Consider the following 15,880-nt stretch of genomic DNA (forward strand, 5'->3'; position numbering starts at 1 on the left):
CATGCGCACCATCTCACCAACGAGGTCCTCGCGGTGGTCGAGCAGCATCTTGACCACGCGTGACTCGTCCTCCGGCAAGGCCGGCGGCAGGTCCTCGCGCAAGGCCGCACGGGCGACGGCGAGAGCGTCGATAGGGTCGCTCTTGCCCTGGCCCCGACCGACCCGCCGGTAGCGGGCAGTCAACTGCGTCGGCACCCACACCGCCTGCTCGCCGGCCGCAAGCAGACCCCGCATCAGGCCGCCGGCGACATGCCGGACGTCCTCGACGGCCCACAGCCGTTCGCCGTACTGCCGAGCCCACCTCAGCAGGGACTTCACCCCGCGTGGCCGGGCCGGGGCGGACGTCACGTCGAGCTGACGGCCGTTGCTGTCCACCGCGACAACGACCAGCAGGTCTTTGTGGGGGTCGACACCAAGAACGATCACTTCTGCTGAACTCCCAGGTCGTGACGGCGAGAGGTGAACCAACCGGCGGACATGCCTCAATCGGGGATAGGGACCAAGCTCCAATCAAGTCACGCCGGCAGGTCGACACGGCGGCGGACGACATGACATGACCTCGTCAACCCGCAGGGCGACAGCACGGAAACGAGTCAGTCCGCCACCGTGGCGTATCTACCACGGCGGGGGACTAATACGGCAGCCGCCGTTTGAGATCTTGCTGGTGAGCAGGGGTGGACGTGAGGCGGCCACCGCGTGATCGTCTGTGCGTTGTGGACACAACATCAGATCTTGCGGTGGCCGCGTGCCACAGCGTAGCCGTTGCTCGGTGGGAGCGGGTGCTGGCCGAGGTGCTGGGGTGCTTCGCGGGTCGGTTCGGGCGAGTGGAACCGCGCCGTGCGGCGGGAGAGTTCATGACGGGGCTGTTGTCCGATCTTGAGGTGAAGACGTGTTGGCAGTTGGCCGAGCGGGCCGGGCACGTCCGGCCGGACGCGATGCAGCGGCTGTTGTACCGGGCGGTGTGGGACGCCGATGCCGTCCGCGACGACCTGCGGCAGCTGATCACCGATCGGTTCGGTGGTCCGGACGCGGTCTTGGTGGTCGACGAGACTGGCGATCTGAAGAAGGGCACCCACTCGGTCGGGGTGCAGCGCCAGTACAGTGGCACCGCCGGGCGGATCGAGAACAGCCAGGTCGGGGTGTTCCTCGGTTACGCCGGCTCTGACGGGCACACCCTGATCGACCGGCGCGTGTATCTGCCGGCGTCGTGGACCGACGACCGGGACCGCTGCCAAGCCGCTGGCGTGCCCGACGAGATCGAGTTCGCCACCAAGTCGGAGTTGGCCGCTGACATGATCACCGCCGCCCTCGACGCTGGTGTCCCCGCGCGGTGGGCCGCCGCGGACGAGGCCTACGGCAACAGCGCCGCCTTCCGCGCACACCTGCGCAAACACGAGCTCGGCTACGTCCTGGCCGTGTCCCGCAGCCACCTGGTTCCGCTCGACGGTGGCAAGACCCGGGTCCGCGCCGACCGGGTAGCCGCTGACCTGCCGGCATCGGCGTGGCAGCGCCGCTCAGCCGGCGCCGGGTCGAAGGGACCGCGCTTCTACGACTGGACCTGGCTCGATGACGTGTGCACCGACGCCGACCCCGACGACGGCGGCCGGCACAGCCTCCTGATCCGCCGCAACACCACCACCGGTGAGCTGGCCTTCTACCGCTGCTGGACCCCGAAGCCGGCCACCCTCGCCCAACTCGTCCGGGTCGCCGGCATCCGCTGGACCGTCGAAGAAAGCTTCCAGGCCGCCAAGAGCCAGGTCGGTCTGGACCAGCACCAGGTTCGCCGCTGGGACTCCTGGCACCGCTTCACCACCCTCGCCCTGGCCGCCCTCGCCGTCCTGGCGATCTGCGCCGCCGACTCCGCCCGCCACGACCCGGCCGACACCGGGCTGATCAAGCTGACCGTCAACGAGATCCGCCGCCTGATCAACGCCTGCATCATCCGCCCGATCAGCGACCTCACCCATCGTTGCGCTGGTCACAATGGCGGCGCCGGCATCAAGCCCGAGCCCGACGATCCCACTACACACGCCGCCTCAACCTCGAACTTCAGCCATGATCCCGAACGGCGGCTGCCGTACTAGGCCCGCTTGAGGTGGCTTCGGCCGCTGGCGTTGTCGGTGTTGATCGGCGGTGCGGTGGGCGCGGGTGGTGGCCAGTAGCGACGCACCGTGCGTTCCGAGCGGCCAATGCGCGCCGCGATCTCAGCGGGATGCAGGTCGGGGTCACGCCGATGCCAGTAGGCAACGGCGGCGGCGGTATCCGACGTCAGCAGCTCACCGCCCCTCTGGTCGTCGCCGCGGTTCGACCTCTTGGGAGGAACGTCCGGTGACTTCGCGAGGTCGTGGTGCCCGCCGGTAGGGCTGGAGCGGGCATCGACGTCACGGGTCTGGTGGGCGACGCCGACGGTGTCAGGCATTCGCTGTGCCGCACGCGGGGGCGTGGGGGATCCTTGAGGCCGGCCGTTGGGGCTGACGTGCTCGTCGCTGGTTCCAACGGAAGCCTGGGGGGACTCGTCGATGCCGTTGGCAGCCGCTTCCGCGGGCCGGTGGGGCATGGCGCTTCTCCCCGCGTCGGTGCTCGAGTCGGGTGCCGCTGCGCGTTGGTGTGCCGCGGGCGGTGCAGTCACGGCCGCTGCAATTGTGCCGGCGGCTGTATGCGGGCGTGGTTTGGCTTCCCAGGCGCGGATCCTGGCGGTGATATCGACGAGGCTGACGCTGGCCACGATGACCAGGCCGTCGACCGAGATGGGCAGCAGGTAGGCGGCTCCGGCTTCGGTCTCGCCGTAGCGGACGGCGACACCGACAAGGTGCCAGTACGACACCCACGTGGCGATCGCGGCGATGACGCCGGTGGCTGCGATGCGGATGAGGCCGAGTGAGCGGCGGTGGTGGGGGACGCGGGAAATCAGCTCAACGGTGAGCAGCAGCGCCAGTGGTGGCCACGCGGCAATGATTTGGCTGATCGGGCCTGGGCGGGCGTGCAGCACGTTCGCCGCCACCGAGGCGGCGACCCCGAGGGTGAGGGTCGCCCGCACCGCCCATCGCAATCGTCTGAGCTGCGCGACGTCTTCGCTCGGCGGCCACCCGGTGGGGCCGTCCCCGCCGCTCATAGTGGTCTGCGTCGGCGCGCTCACGACTGAGCCCCGTGGGCGTCAGGTGGGCCGTGGAGGCTGGATGTGTGCTGAAGCGTGGCGATGAGGCTGTCGGCGAGGGTGAGGGTGTCGTCGGCGGGTTCGGCGTCGATGTCGGCGAGCTGTCTGGTGAGGCTGCGGCGTAGCGCGCGGATCCCGTCGGCGTTGCCGAGGCGAGCGTAGGCGCGCATCGCCTCTTGGTACAGCGCCTCAGCGTAGGGATGGTGGGTGATCGCCGACCTTAGGACGGCGAGTTGTTCCGCCGGTTGGTCGGCGAGCTCGCTGGCGAGGGCGATGGCGGCGTTGAGCGCGTCCTGGCGGACGGCCTCCCGGTAGGGCTCGATCCATTCGTAGGCGCAGTCTTGTGCGACCGGTCCCCGGTAGGTATCGACGGCGCGGCGCAGCGCCGCGATGCGGTCTTGCGGGCTCGTGGCGATGTCCGCGGCGTGTATCGCGGCGCGCATGGCCCATAGGTCAATGGTGAAGCGCTCGGCGTTGAGCTGGTAGTGGTGGTGGGGGTGGCTGAGGTAGGTGCCGGGGCCGGCGTTGTGGCGCAGGGCGGCGCGCAGGTCGGAGACGTAGGTGTGCAGGCGGTGCGTGGCTCTACGGGCGGGTGCGTCGGGCAGCAGGTCGTCCAGGATCGCCTCGGTGGGCGCGCTGCCGCCGCGAACCGTCAGATAGACCAGCAGTTCCATCGACTTGGCCCGGAGGCTGCGCTGCGGGTCGGCGTCGATGATGGACGCCTTTCCGAGCACGGCCACCCGTACCCGGCCGGCTCGGCACCTGCAGAGGAATCGGCAATATCTGGTTCGTCTGTCCGCGCGTGCCCGGTGGTGACGTTCCCTGCGGCCGCGTCGTCCTTGACGGCGGTCTGTTCATCGACTGGACCGGCCGCGGTCATGGAACTGGTTGCGGTCGCCGGGCCGTTCGGGGTTGGGTCGGGCGAATCGGCGTCAGCGGTGTCGGTGGCGTTCGCGGTGCCCAGGTCATCGGTGGCGTCGGCAGGTAGTCCGCCGGTACCGTCCGGTGAGCGGGCGGCATCGGCCCTGGTGGAGGCCTGCCGCGGCGTGACCTCGTGCGAGCCGTGGGTCTGCGGGTGTCCGGTGTGCGCCTCGGCGAGAGTGGACATCAGGTCGAGGGTCTCGCCGGCGGTGAGGACGGTGAGTCGGCCGACGTCGGCGGGAGGCTCGTCCGGATGCCGGTCGGAGTCATCGGCAGTAGTGGCGCCGCTGTCGGCGACGGCGACGGTGCCGCCGTCGGGCCAGGGACCGAGTAGGACGCCGTGGATGTCCAGGCGGTGTCCCTGGGCGAGGAGCGCGGCGACGCGGACACGTTGGACGGTGGCTTCGGCGAGCAGCAGAATCGGCGGCAGTGGTTCCTCGTAGGGGTCGGTGGCCCGTAGGGAGGCGACGGTGTCGACTTCGCGTTGGTAGAGCAGGCGGGTGCGGTGCAGCGCCTGGGCTTCCAGCAGCTCGAGGGCCTCGTCGAGGTCGGCGGTGACGAGCAAGCGGGGCGTGGCGGGCAGCTGGGCCGGGGCGGTGCCCAGGAGCGTCACCGCGGTTGGTGAGGGCATCACGATCTGGGTGCGGGCGTCGGGCTGGTCCGGGCCGCCGGTGGCGAGGGCGGCGGTGAGGAAGCCGCGGGCGGCGGCGTGCGCGCCGGGCCCGGTCAGAGCCAGCCCGGCGGCCGGCCACGGCACCGGCAGCGGCCGTTCCAGCGCGGGCACCACCGGCGCCGGTCGGCTCTCACCGGGGTTGTCTGCGGTCCCAGAGCACGGACTGTCGTGTGCCGCGGGGCTTCGGTGTCGTTGGGCGTCGCCGGGCGGCACACGTTCTGGTCTGGGGTGGGCGGGTGCTCGGTTTCGGGCCGGAGGGCGCGACGGATCTGGTTGACCACGCGGGGCATGGGTGCAGGGCCCGAGTGGTCCAGGTGGGGCCGCGCAGGGGGCTGGCGGGGGGTGTAGCGGTGTCGGCGGTGCGCCCACACCAGGGCGACGGCGGCGGCGACGGCCAGGGCCAGGCCGATGTCCACCCAGCTGCCGGTCGGCAGGGTCACCCCTCGTGGACGGTGTTCCTCGTCCGGCGTATCCCGGGTGGTGACGGCTGCCGGGCCGGGCGCCGTGGTGGTGGGCGAGGCGATGCCACCGCCGGTGTCGGTCGGGGACGCCGGTGGGCGGCTATCTGGTGTGCCGGTGGCGGGCGTGGGGTGGGCCGGCGCTGCGGTCGTGTCGAGGCCTGGCTGCGGCTTACGTGGCCCAGGCTGCGTCGGTGGTGCCTTTTGCTTTGACGGCGGCGCGTCCGAGTTCGATGCTTGGGCGTGGGTGGGCAGGTGGAGGGTCCAGCCGGGATAGATCAGGTCGGGGTCGCGCAGTGTCCCGCCGGTGTGGGGGAAGTGGGTGCCGCGGTTGGCGGCGAAGATCTCGGGCCACCGGTCAGGGTCGCCGAGGCACCGCTGAGCGATGTCGGACAATGTGTCGCCGCGGCGGACGGTGTAGGTGTCGTCGCGTTCGCCTCCCGGCTGGGAGGCTGCAGCCGTGCGGCCGGCGGGGGTGATAGCCGGCGCCACCCGGGACAGCTCGGCGGCATCGGCCGAGGTGGTGTCCGTGGGCGCGCTGGCGTGCGCGGGCATGGCGCCGGCGGTGGCGCTCACGGCGGTGGCGCCCAGCAGGGCGGCCGTGAGGCTCCGCAGCGGCCCCGGTAGGTGCAGCGCCGGCAGCCATCGCAGCACCCGGTTGACGCGGGTGTAGGCGCGGGCAGCGACGGCGGTGGCGAGCAGCGCCCAGATCGTCCATGCCGCCACGTAGGTGAGGCCGGCGAGGAAGCCCGTGGTCAGGGGTTGCCGAACCCAGTCTCGCAGCGCGACTGTCCACGAGCCCTCGGGGTCTGGCCAAGCGGCGAGGTGGATGAGTACAGCCGGCGCGACCGCGAGCAGCAGCGTGCAGGCCACCGCGGTAGCTGCCGACGTTGCCCGGGTTCGCATCGCTTCCTCCTGCTCGATCGCGTCACCCGGACAGGACGGCTCCCGTGACGTCGTGCGGGGGCGACCGCAAAGCCCGGGGTGCGGGTGGTGGATCGACGGTATGGCGGCCGACCGTCCGCAGGCGCGGCGTGCCAGCTGACAGGACCTCACACCGCCTCACACGACCTCACACCCGCAGGCCAGCGGTCTTCGCCTCACACGGCGAGCAGACCTTCTCCCAGCGCGAGGGGACGGGTCACGTGACGGACCTGCCGGTGACCGGGGTCGGTGGCTACCGGCCAGGAACGACGGCGTTGCTCAGCCGGGTGGCTGTGTCGCGGACCTCGTCGTCGGTGTCGAGCCCGGCGGCGATGAGGCGGCGGGTGTAGCTGTCGTACAGCTCTGCAACCGCGTCGTGCTTGCCGAGGGCCGCGAGGGCGTTCATCGCCCTGACGTGCAGGTCCGAGTTGTAGGGGTCGACGCGTATGCCGCCCTGCAGCACGGCCAGAGCGCGGTGCGGGTCGGGTACGGCGGCGGCGAGGGCCACATGAGCGTCGATGACGTGCCGGCGGGTGGCTTCTCGGATCGGGTCCAGCCACGGCCACTCGCGTCCGGCGGCGAGGTCGCCGGGGTAGGCGTCGATGACCGCTTGCCAGGCGATCGTGGTGTTGGTGACGGCGGTGGCGGCGTGCTGGACCGCGGCGTGGAATCGCCACAGGTCCGTATCCACCAGGGCCGGGTTGAGCCGGTAGCGGTCGTCGGTGTGGTCGATGACCGTCAGCCCGCTTGCGGCCCGGACGGTGCCGCGCAGCTCGCTGAGCGTTGTGTAGAGCCGGCCGGTGAGCGAGTGCCGGGGCAGCCCCGGCCAGAGCGCGTCGACCAGCTGCCGGCTGTCCGCCCCATGGGGGTGGGCGGCGAGGAATACGAGGGCCTGCATGGCGGCGGTGCGGCGGATGGTCAACGGCTCAGCATCGGCGAGCAGCATCGGCTCACCCAGGACCCGCAGTTCCAGTCGCCGGCCCGGGGCACCGGGTCGGGGACGGGCGTCCTGCCTGGTCACCTGCCGCGGCACCCGCCGGCCAGACGAGGCCACGGCGCGCTGGGATGGGTTCGGCGTGGGCGGCTCGGGTGGTGCCGGCTCGGTGTGGGCGATCACGGTGAGTAGGTCTGTGGCCGCCACCGCGTCGAGAACACACAGCCGCGGCCCGGCCCACCCGGGCCGGCTCGGGTCGTGCGTGTGGCCGGCCGCGTCAACCTGCCAGCTGGTGCCGGCCGACCACCCGCCCAGCACCACGACGGTGCCCGCGCCCGCGGCCGATACGGCGGCCAACCGCTCAGCGACAGCACCCGACGGTGGCTCCTCGACGATCAGAACAGCAGCCGCGTCGGCGGCGATGGTCGGCCCGTTGGCAGGTCGCTCCGATTCGCTCAGCCCGTGACGGGCATGGCCGGTGGCTCGGGACTCGAGGACCTGCACCGCCTCATCGACGCTGGACACGACCTCCAGCCGTGCCGGGATCCGCCGCGAGATCTCGGCGGCGGAGCCGAGCAGGCTGGTCAGTGCGGTGCGGGTGATGACCAGCGGCGCCATGCTTGCCGGGTGACGCTGCCCGGTCAGCAGGACGGTGATCAGCAGACCCCTCGCCGCGGCCAGGGCACCCGGTCCGGTGAGCGCGATCCCAGCGGCCAGGAGACCCGGGATGAGGGCCGGCATCCGTCCGGACGACGTCCCACCGGTGGTGGCGGCGTCGGCGGCTGGCTGCGGGCGATCGGCGAGGGCGGCTTGCACGGCGAGGGCCGTCGCGGGCAGCGGGGCCAAGTCCTGGTCCTCGCGCGCGGACGGGCCAGGTGGGCGGGGCCGGTAGGTCCGGCGGCGGCGCAGCCAGACGAGGGCTCCCGCGGCGGCGACCTGGTCGGCGACCTCCCGGGGCAGCCAGCCGCCCGATACTGCTATCCCGGCGTCGCTCCGGGCACTGCTGTGTGGGTCGACGGGTGCGGGGGCAGTGTCGCCGGGACTGTCGAGCGTTCCTGCGGCAACCGGGAGGGGAGGTTCTGGTGGCGGCGCGGTCGTGGTGTGGGCGCTGACGCCGAAGACCGCCGCTCCCGCCATCCCGCCGGCCGTGGCCTGCCACGGCGTGGGCAGCGGCATCCGCCGCAGCAAGGCGGCGCCCGCCCGGATGCGGGTCAGGACCCGGACGGCGACCGCGTAGACCAACGCCAACCAGACCAGCCACGCCAGGACAGCCAGCGCGACGGCCAGGGTCTGCTCGGTCAGCGGCTGCTCAACCCACGCCCGAACCTGCTCCCCGTCCGGCCACCCGCGTATCGGCGGGCCGACCAGAGACAGCAACACCACCGGCGGGCCGACCAGAAGCAGGAGGACGAACAGCAGCGACGCCAACTGTCGCGGCCACCGCACCTCACCCACCCCCGCCTGGCGGCGTGACACCGCCGCGCATCGCTGCCGATGCTGCCGGCGAGGGCGGGGCGGGGCGGACGACGCGGGTCCACAACCGGGCCGCCCACCAGATGGCGATGGCGATGGCGTAGATGGCGCCAAGGATGCCGGCGGCCTGCCGGCTGACGATCGCCGCCGTGATCACCGCCAGGGGTGCGGCGAGGATGAGGCGGAACACCAGCGGGGTCACCAGGGCCATGACCACGCCGACGCCGAGCAGCAGGCCACCGACGCGGCCGGCGGTGTCGATCCACAGCACAAGCTCGGGCCACCGGTCGGCGGTCAGAGAGTACTGGATCAACACCATGCCAGCGGCGGCAACGATCACGGAGCCGGTCGGCACGGCCAGCAGCGCCGACCAGCCACCGTGCGGGGTGCGCCACTGGCGGGCGGCAACCACTGCCATGGCCACGCCCATCACCACGATCGGCGTGATCGGCCACAGCGCCCATCTCAAGAACCCGCCCAGCGGGACACCGAAGTACTGGGAGGCGACCACCGCGTAGAGGCCGGCGATCGCCGCCCCGAGGGAAACCGCGGCGAGAATACCGATGCTGACCTTCCCACCTTCCGTCCTGGTGTCCGGGGTGGGGCTGTGAGCGGCGATGAGGGACCCGAGGATCGTGCCGGCGCCGAGGCATGCCAGCAGGGCGAACACGGCGGCCATGGCCAACTCGCCCCAGTTCACGCTCACCGAATAGTGGATACCTCGCAGGATTCGGCTGCCACCGTGATACTCGGCGGTCATCAGGAACTGCCAGACCAGGCCCAAGGATGCGAAGCCAGGTACGGCGATGGCGACCGCCCGCCGGACCGGCGGCACGGGCACCTCCACCGGACTCGCCGTGGTGGGGTTGACGGCGCCGGCGTCTGCGGCGCCTCGGGCGGCGGCGGACGCCGGTTCGGTGACGACCATCGGGACGACGCCTGTTTGCTCGGCGATGGCCTTTTCCAGCTGCGGCAGGTGGGCGCTGCCGCCGACGCAGTAGATGCCGGCGAGGTCATCGGTGCTGATCTCGGCGGCGGCGATCGCCTCGCTGGCCAGCTGGGCCACGCGCTGCAGGACGGGGCGGGCGGCATCCTCGAGCATGACGCCGTTCGCGATGATCGGTGGCCGGTCGGGAAGCGGCACGGTGACGGCCGGGTGGCGCCCCAGCGCCTCCTTGGCCGCTTGGACACTGCCGACGACCGTCCAACGCGCCGCGCCATCGAGGTCCGGGCTGTGGTCGGTAAGGGAGGCGGCGAGCGCTTGGTCGATGGCGCTACCGCCGGCAGCCGGATCGGCGAGGGTCGCGAGAACCTCGAAACCGGCCGGGCCGCGGCGTAGGACGGTGACCTCGGCGCCCGCGCCGACGTCGCACACGGCGACGAACGACCCCACCGGCAGCTGCAGGCCGGCGGCCAGCAAGTGCTCGGCGACGGCCACCGGGGCCTCCACCAGACGTGGCTGCGGCAGACCGGCCCGGTGAGCGACCTGCCGCATCCAGGTGCGCCGCCGTGGCCCCCACCCCGCTGGAACCACCAACCGCACATCCCGCACCGGGCCGCCGGCGACGCGCTCGGCTTCGGCCGCGACGCGGCGCAGCGTCGCTGCTGTCAGGTCGACAGCGTCGACACGGGTTCCGTCGACGGTGAGTTCGTTATCGGCGGGGCGACGCGGGTTCGGGACGAACCGGTTCGGCTGGTCCGCTGCGGCCTGCCACGCCCGCTGCCCGGTCCACACGTCACCATCGGCGGACAGGTAGACGCCGCTGGGTAGGTGCGGAGTCCCGTCGAAGGACAGCGGCGCCGCACTACCGTCGGGCCACGCGAGCACGGCCACAGTACTGGTGGTGCCGCAATCGATCGCTAGCCGCGCCTCCCCCGCATGCATACGCATAGTCAAACATGAGGATCACAGCGACGTCATCCCGCCACTACAGACAGGAACCAGCCGGCAGTATCGGCCCTCCTCGGCGAGCCCCATCGACCGCTTGTGCGCACCGTCCTGCAATGCCAATCGTCCTGCGTCAGCGGGTTCCGCGTGATATGTCAGGCGAATGGAGGTGTTGTTGCGCGGGGGGCCCGGCGACGGGCACGTCGTTGACGGCGGCGGCGAGACCGTGGTCTGGGGCGCGTGCCTGTACGAGCGCACCTCGGACATCGGGCGGTCACGCGGCCGAGACCTGTGCGTGTACCAGCACCGGCCCGACTGCTGCGAGCCGTACGGACGCGGGTCGGAAGACCGCTGCGAATGACGCCGTCGGGCGGGCGGCGCAGAACGTATCAACCAGTCCAGCCCCGCGACTGAAGTCCCGACTCCTCGGCGTTGCCGCCTGCGAGTCACACATGGCGGGCGGCAGCACCATCATCAGGTCGTCAGTGCGGCCGCCATTCGCACCTTCTGCATTGCGCCGCTGGGGGCGAGCGCGGCGGTGAGCCAGAGCTAGATCAAGAGGGTCGCCAGCCGAGGCGGAGCCGCCGGCGGTCAGCGGTTGTCGGAGCCAGTCCCGCAGAGCGGCGGTGGATGGCACGTCAGGCGCCGACCATCCGCCGAGGTGAACGAGCGCGGCCGGAACGGCCGCGACCAGGAGCGCAGATGCCGTCCTGGTGGCGATCGAAGCCGCCCTGGTTCGCATCACGCCTCCTGCCTGATTCGTGTCGCCTCGCTGGCCTGCACATCACGGGAAAGCGCAGGCGTAGAGCTACTGGGGCGACGGACGGTAAGTGGGGGTGCCTGGTCAGTGGATCGACCGTAAGACCGCAGGCGGTCGAAGAGGGTGTCGTGAAGGCTGACAATGCCTCACACGGCCTTACCCGACCTCACATCAGCAGGTCAGAGGCCCGCGCCGCGACCACCACAGACGCCTCGCGGGCCTCCGGCGCGCTCGCCCATGCCCTTCCCTAGCGGGTGGCTAAGGGGCTGAGGCCGCCGCTCGTGCTGTCGCCCTCACATCGGGTGGGCGTTACTGTGACCGAGTGTCGACCTATCGGTGGGGTGGTGGGCTCCTAGCGTTGCCCGGCTTGGGGCCGCCGCACGGCGCCGTTGCAGCAGTCCGCCGATGGCCGTTCGTCGTGGCGACTACCTGGACGTCCCGCCCCGGCCGCCGCAGCCGCGGGCGCGATCAGGTCAGCGGGGGCTGAGAAGTGCGGAATCACGTCCGGTCCACGGGCCAGGGGGGCATTGCGTGCGCCGGCTTTAGCGTCCGCCGGTCCGCCGTCGCCGGAGAGCGGGCACGGCATGGCCGGTGAGCTGCGCGAGGCCGTCGCCGCGGCGCAGGCCGGTGACGAGGACGCCTTCCGCTTCCTCTACCGCACCCTCCAACCGGGCCTGGTGCGCTACCTGACCGCGCTGGTCGGTGCCGACGCGGAAGATGTGGCGTCGGAGACCTGGTTGCAGATCTCCCGGGACCTGCCCAGCTTCACCGACGGCGAGTTCCGCGCCTGGACGGTCACCATCGCCCGGAACCGGGCGATGGACCACATGCGCGCGCAGCGCCGCCGGCCATCAGTGCCGGTGCCGGTGCAGGCGCTCAGCGGGCTGGCCGCCGACGCCGATACCGCCGAGCGGGCCGGCGAGACCGTCGGCACCGAGGCCGCGCTCGCGCTGATCGCCACGCTGCCACCCCGCGAAGCCGAGGCGGTCCTGCTCCGGGCCGTCATCGGCCTGGACGCCGGGACCGCCGGGCGGGTGCTCGGCCGGCGGGCCGGCGCTGTGCGGACCGCCGCGCACCGGGGGCTGCGGCGGCTCGCCGGGCTGATCGAGCGCCACGACGTGAGCCCGTTACCGGCCGCGCCCGAGCGCACGGTTCCGCCCCCCGCCCGCGGCGACCGGAGCCGGCAGGCGCCGCACGCCGAACCGGCGGATGGTTGACATGAGGAGATTCAGGATGCGTGTCCGCCGAACCGGCCGACCCGCCGACCGCGCCGAGGCCGACCGGCTCCTCGACGCGGCCCGCGCCGCCACGCCCACTGAACCGGTCGACGCCCCGACCGGCCCGCTCGCCGGGCTGCTCGCCGCGGCGGCCGCCCCAGCGCGCCCAGAGGAGCTGGCCGGGGAGCAGGCGGCGCTGGCGGCCTTCCGGGCGGCCTGCGCTGCCCCGGCGTCCGCGCCCGCCCGAATTGCACGGCGCCGCCGGTTCACCGCGGGTGCCGCCCTGGCCTGGGTCGCCGGCGTTCTCGCCACCGCAACCGCCGGCGCCGCCTTCGCGGCGATCACCTTGGACCCTCCCCGGAAGCCGGCACCGCCGCCCCGCCCAGCCATTCCCGCCCCCACCACCGGCCACCCGGACGGAACCCCGACCGACGGCGGCACCCCCACCAGCGACGGCCCCAGCGCGTCCCCGACCGCCCCACCGGCCCGGCCGAGTCCAAGCAGCGGCCCCTCGCACACCGGACGGCTCGGCGGGCTCTGCCGGGCGTACCTAGCCAAGAAGCCACACCAGCGGGAGAAGGCGCTAAAGACCCCGGGGTTCCAGCCGCTGGTCGCCGCCGCCGGTAGCGCCGCGCAGGTCGAGGCGTATTGCCGACGCCTGGCCCCGGACCTCACGCCCGGCAGCATGAACGGGTCCGACGCGGGGAACGGGCCCGGCACGAACAACGACCCCGCCACCGGAAACGGGTCCGGCGCGGCGAAGAAGCCCGCCGCGACGGCCAAGCCGGCCGGCAAAGGTCAAGTTCGTCCCGACCGCGGATGATGGCGTCGTCGTCGGTACGCAGTCCGGCGCCGCGCATGGCGGGCAGCCCGGGGTAGCTTCCCGATCGCGGACCGCGTCGGCCCGGTGCGCGGCGACATGGGACAGAAACGGGTCGGCGCAGCGTTGGGTGTGGGCTGCCTGCCTGGCGACGCGGTCAGCGGCTCAGACCAGCGCGCTGGCCAGCAGGAAGATCGCGGTTCCGTGGGCGAGGGCGGCCGCGATGACACCGGAGCGCAGCCGCAGGAAGGCGCAGATCAGCCCTTCGTAGAGGGTGAAGGCCAGGAGCGGCCAGCCGACGTCGGTCACGGTCGAGGCCAGGAAGGCGTGGCAGGCGGCGAACAGCAGGGCCGACAGCAACGCCGCACGAGTGCCGTTGCCGTGTTGCTCCAGCCAGCCTTGCAGGAACCCGCGGAAGAGCACTTCCTCGGCGAGGTTGCCCGCCAGGCTGAACAGCAGCAGCACCGGCAGCAGCGTGACGGCGACCGCGCCGCCCCGCGCCGGCAGCGGTGTCGGCAGGGACAGCAGCAGCGCCGGAAGCGGCGGCCAGCACGCCGCCGCCGATGCCCCAGGCGAGGGTGACCGGGGTGAAGCGGCCCCAGCGCACCAGCGCGCGCAGCCCGCTGTCCACGCGCAGCACGGCGGCGGTCAGCGCCACCGTGCCCAGGGCGAACAGCAGCAGGATGCCGGCCTGGTCGGTGAAGCGCAGCCACGGCACGCCTCCCGCGGCGCCCAGGCGCCAGAAGCCGAGTGGTGTCATCGCGTCCCTGATCAGGATGAAGCCGAAGATGAGGGTCAGGATGCGCAGCAGCGAGTCCCGCTCGGCACGCGCCAGCGCGAAGCATGCGCCGATCAACAGCAGGCCGGGCAGGATCCGGACGCCGTAGGCCAGGAGGTCGGGCAGCACGAAGGTGTCTCCGTTTCTTGGAAGAAGGGGGGAGGCAGGGGAGGGCGGGGCGCTCGCCTCGCCCTCCCCTGCGAGCGGTGGGGGAACGACAGTGGTGGGCGGGCCACCGCGGCGGTGGTGTGGCCGTGGTGGTCAGGGACGTCCGAAACCGGCCGGGTTCATGCCGGTGGCCGAGAGCGGGATGACGGCGCGTACCTTGCCGCCCGCGCTGTGCTGGATCGGTTCGCTGGCGCGTTCGAGGCGAACATGGCCGAGGTGGTGGCGGGCCAGCAGGTCGCGCATGCGGGTCTCGATCTGGTGCCAGAGGGTTGCGGGGTCGGCGCCGGGGGCGGGGTGCAGCCGGATGCGTAGCGTGGCCGGCGCGGGTTGGACGATCTGGAACAGCTCCAGGCCGGGCACCGCTTCCAGCAGGGTGGCCAGCGGCAGCGGGGCGAGCGTGACTGGCGCCTGTTCCCCCGCCGGGCCGGGGCCGGGGAAGGTGAGCAGGTCGGCGGCGCGGCCCTGGACGCGAACGGCCGGGCCGGGGTGGCCGCACGGGCACGGATCGGGCCGGAGCAGGACGCTGTCGCCGAGGTCGTAGCGCAGGATCGGCTGCACGGGGTTGGCCAGATTGGTCAGCAGCACGGTGTGGGACGGCTCGCCCGGCGCGACTGGCCGGTACTGCTCGTCGACGGGTTCGAGGATGGCCCAGTCGGCGTTGATGTGCATCCAGCTCTGCGAGCAGCCGGAGGACAGGAACGGGCACTCGTTGCAGGCGTAGCTGGTGCGTACCTTCGCCCCCAGCGCGGCCGCGATGCGCGCGTACTCGCCGACGGGCAGGCCTTCGGCGGTGAGCATCACCAGGGCGGGGTTGATGTGCAGCCGTCCGGCTTCGGCCTCGCCGGCCAGCAGCGCGCCGATGCTGGCGTAGGGGGCCAGCACCGCCGGGCGGAAGGCGTTGAGCTCGGCCACCAGGTCCTGCAGCGGCTGGTGCACGCTGAAGGCGGTGACGCGGGAGCGGCCGCGCAGCCGGGCGGCGGCCACGGTGGAGGCGAAATGCCCGCCCTCGGGGATCACCAGCGCCATCCGGGCGCCGCCGCGCGCGATGCGGGCCACGTCCCGCAGGCTCAGCCAGCCGGCCAGCAGCCGCGCCATCATCGCGGAGGTCACCGCCGTCGCGCGGGCGTCTTGCAGGAAGATGCCGTGCGTGCCGGTGGTGCCGGAGGTTGTGGACAGCGTGTAGCGGCCGGCGAACGGCTGCCCGACACGCGCCGGGTCGTCGGCGAAGGCTCGTGCCTGGGCCAGGGTGACGGCTGGGTCGGTGACCCAGTCGTCGAAGGCGGCCATCAACTCGCGCTTGCTGGTGGGCGGCAGCAGGGCCAGGTCGGCCACGCTGGACGGCAGGTCCCGGTACAGGTGCTGGTAGTAGGGGGAGCGGGCGCGTGCCCAGGCCACGAGTTCGGTCAGGCGGGCCCGCTGCCGGGCGGCCATCGCCTGCTCGCCGCCCGCTTTGACGGAGCGGGCGTCGGCGAGCAGCCGCAACGTCGAGGTGTTCATGGTGCTGTGGTGTCCCTTCATGGTCGTGCGGTCGGGCGTGGCGCGACGGGCAAGGCCCGGCAGGAGTCACGGCGTCGGTGGCCGGCGTCTACCGGGGTGAGAACCTGATAGCCCGAGGCGGGCGATGAACGCGGGCAGTGTCAAGCCCCGGGTTTGATGGAGAGTTGGTTAGCTGGTTTTCAGGGGTGCGGTGACCGGCTGGGTCATCGCGTGTA

Annotated in this window: 13 protein-coding genes; 4 read left to right on the forward strand and 9 right to left on the reverse strand. The window is 72.5% G+C overall.

The window, feature by feature from the left end:
• The coding region (locus tag ACVCAH_RS35640) for an IS110 family transposase (protein WP_447140620.1) at window positions 1-426 on the reverse strand (426 nt) is incomplete at its 3' end.
• Window positions 427-779: 353 nt separating this feature from the next.
• Between ACVCAH_RS35640 and ACVCAH_RS35645 the strand changes: the two genes are divergently transcribed.
• Complete coding sequence (locus ACVCAH_RS35645; RefSeq protein ID WP_447140621.1) at window positions 780-2,084, forward strand: IS701 family transposase; 1,305 nt, start codon at window positions 780-782, stop codon at window positions 2,082-2,084.
• Here ACVCAH_RS35645 and ACVCAH_RS35650 read toward each other — a convergent pair.
• From ACVCAH_RS35650 to ACVCAH_RS35675, 6 genes are all read right to left on the reverse strand, one after another.
• A complete protein-coding gene (locus tag ACVCAH_RS35650; protein ID WP_447140622.1) occupies window positions 2,081-3,136 on the reverse strand; it encodes a DUF2637 domain-containing protein in 1,056 nt (351 codons plus the stop codon). The two genes, ACVCAH_RS35645 and ACVCAH_RS35650, sit on opposite strands and share 4 nt — an antisense overlap.
• On the reverse strand, window positions 3,133-3,828 hold the full coding sequence (locus ACVCAH_RS35655; RefSeq protein ID WP_447140623.1) for an AfsR/SARP family transcriptional regulator: 696 nt from the start codon (window positions 3,826-3,828) through the stop codon (window positions 3,133-3,135). The genes ACVCAH_RS35650 and ACVCAH_RS35655 overlap by 4 nt, the downstream gene beginning before the upstream one ends.
• On the reverse strand, window positions 3,807-4,859 hold the full coding sequence (locus ACVCAH_RS35660; protein ID WP_447140624.1) for a hypothetical protein: 1,053 nt from the start codon (window positions 4,857-4,859) through the stop codon (window positions 3,807-3,809). Before ACVCAH_RS35660 ends, ACVCAH_RS35655 begins: the two co-directional genes overlap by 22 nt.
• Entirely contained in the window at window positions 4,802-6,112 is a 1,311-nt protein-coding gene (locus ACVCAH_RS35665; RefSeq protein WP_447140625.1) for a LysM peptidoglycan-binding domain-containing protein, read from the reverse strand. Before ACVCAH_RS35665 ends, ACVCAH_RS35660 begins: the two co-directional genes overlap by 58 nt.
• A 271-nt stretch (window positions 6,113-6,383) precedes the next feature.
• Window positions 6,384-8,510, reverse strand: coding sequence for an AfsR/SARP family transcriptional regulator (locus ACVCAH_RS35670; RefSeq protein WP_447140626.1), 2,127 nt, complete (start codon window positions 8,508-8,510; stop codon window positions 6,384-6,386).
• A gap of 1 nt (window position 8,511) precedes the next feature.
• Window positions 8,512-10,422: an Hsp70 family protein gene (locus tag ACVCAH_RS35675; protein WP_447140627.1), complete on the reverse strand. Its 1,911-nt coding sequence runs from the start codon at window positions 10,420-10,422 to the stop codon at window positions 8,512-8,514.
• 166 nt (window positions 10,423-10,588) lie between these two features.
• On the opposite strand from ACVCAH_RS35675, the gene ACVCAH_RS35680 reads away from it, so the two are divergent.
• The 3 genes from ACVCAH_RS35680 to ACVCAH_RS35690 all read left to right on the forward strand — a co-directional run bounded on the left by ACVCAH_RS35680 (window position 10,589) and on the right by ACVCAH_RS35690 (window position 13,225).
• On the forward strand, window positions 10,589-10,786 hold the full coding sequence (locus tag ACVCAH_RS35680; RefSeq protein WP_447140628.1) for a hypothetical protein: 198 nt from the start codon (window positions 10,589-10,591) through the stop codon (window positions 10,784-10,786).
• Between the two features lie 983 nt (window positions 10,787-11,769).
• Window positions 11,770-12,402 carry an RNA polymerase sigma factor gene (locus ACVCAH_RS35685; protein ID WP_447140629.1) on the forward strand — a complete coding sequence of 211 codons (633 nt, stop codon included), beginning with the start codon at window positions 11,770-11,772 and terminating at the stop codon, window positions 12,400-12,402.
• A gap of 16 nt (window positions 12,403-12,418) precedes the next feature.
• Window positions 12,419-13,225: a hypothetical protein gene (locus ACVCAH_RS35690; protein WP_447140630.1), complete on the forward strand. Its 807-nt coding sequence runs from the start codon at window positions 12,419-12,421 to the stop codon at window positions 13,223-13,225.
• A 162-nt stretch (window positions 13,226-13,387) separates the two neighbouring features.
• Here ACVCAH_RS35690 and ACVCAH_RS35695 read toward each other — a convergent pair whose 3' ends face one another.
• Together ACVCAH_RS35695 and ACVCAH_RS35700 are read right to left on the reverse strand one after the other, a co-directional pair.
• A complete protein-coding gene (locus tag ACVCAH_RS35695; RefSeq protein WP_447140631.1) occupies window positions 13,388-13,687 on the reverse strand; it encodes a CPBP family glutamic-type intramembrane protease in 300 nt (99 codons plus the stop codon).
• 574 nt (window positions 13,688-14,261) lie between these two features.
• Window positions 14,262-15,686, reverse strand: a complete 1,425-nt coding sequence (locus ACVCAH_RS35700; RefSeq protein ID WP_447140632.1) for a phenylacetate--CoA ligase family protein — start codon at window positions 15,684-15,686, stop codon at window positions 14,262-14,264.
• Window positions 15,687-15,880: the final 194 nt, after the last annotated feature.

The sequence above is a fragment of the Micromonospora sp. LZ34 genome (genome assembly GCF_052981855.1).

Excerpts from the sequence above, each read along its gene's own strand:
- ACVCAH_RS35655 (WP_447140623.1), bottom strand. The coding sequence starts at position 3,828 with ATGGAACTGCTGGTCTATCTGACGGTTCGCGGCGGCAGCGCGCCCACC.
- ACVCAH_RS35665 (WP_447140625.1), bottom strand. The coding sequence starts at position 6,112 with ATGCGAACCCGGGCAACGTCGGCAGCTACCGCGGTGGCCTGCACGCTG.
- ACVCAH_RS35675 (WP_447140627.1), bottom strand. The coding sequence starts at position 10,422 with ATGCATGCGGGGGAGGCGCGGCTAGCGATCGATTGCGGCACCACCAGT.
- ACVCAH_RS35680 (WP_447140628.1), top strand. The coding sequence starts at position 10,589 with ATGGAGGTGTTGTTGCGCGGGGGGCCCGGCGACGGGCACGTCGTTGAC.
- ACVCAH_RS35685 (WP_447140629.1), top strand. The coding sequence starts at position 11,770 with ATGGCCGGTGAGCTGCGCGAGGCCGTCGCCGCGGCGCAGGCCGGTGAC.
- ACVCAH_RS35690 (WP_447140630.1), top strand. The coding sequence starts at position 12,419 with ATGCGTGTCCGCCGAACCGGCCGACCCGCCGACCGCGCCGAGGCCGAC.
- ACVCAH_RS35700 (WP_447140632.1), bottom strand. The coding sequence starts at position 15,686 with ATGAAGGGACACCACAGCACCATGAACACCTCGACGTTGCGGCTGCTC.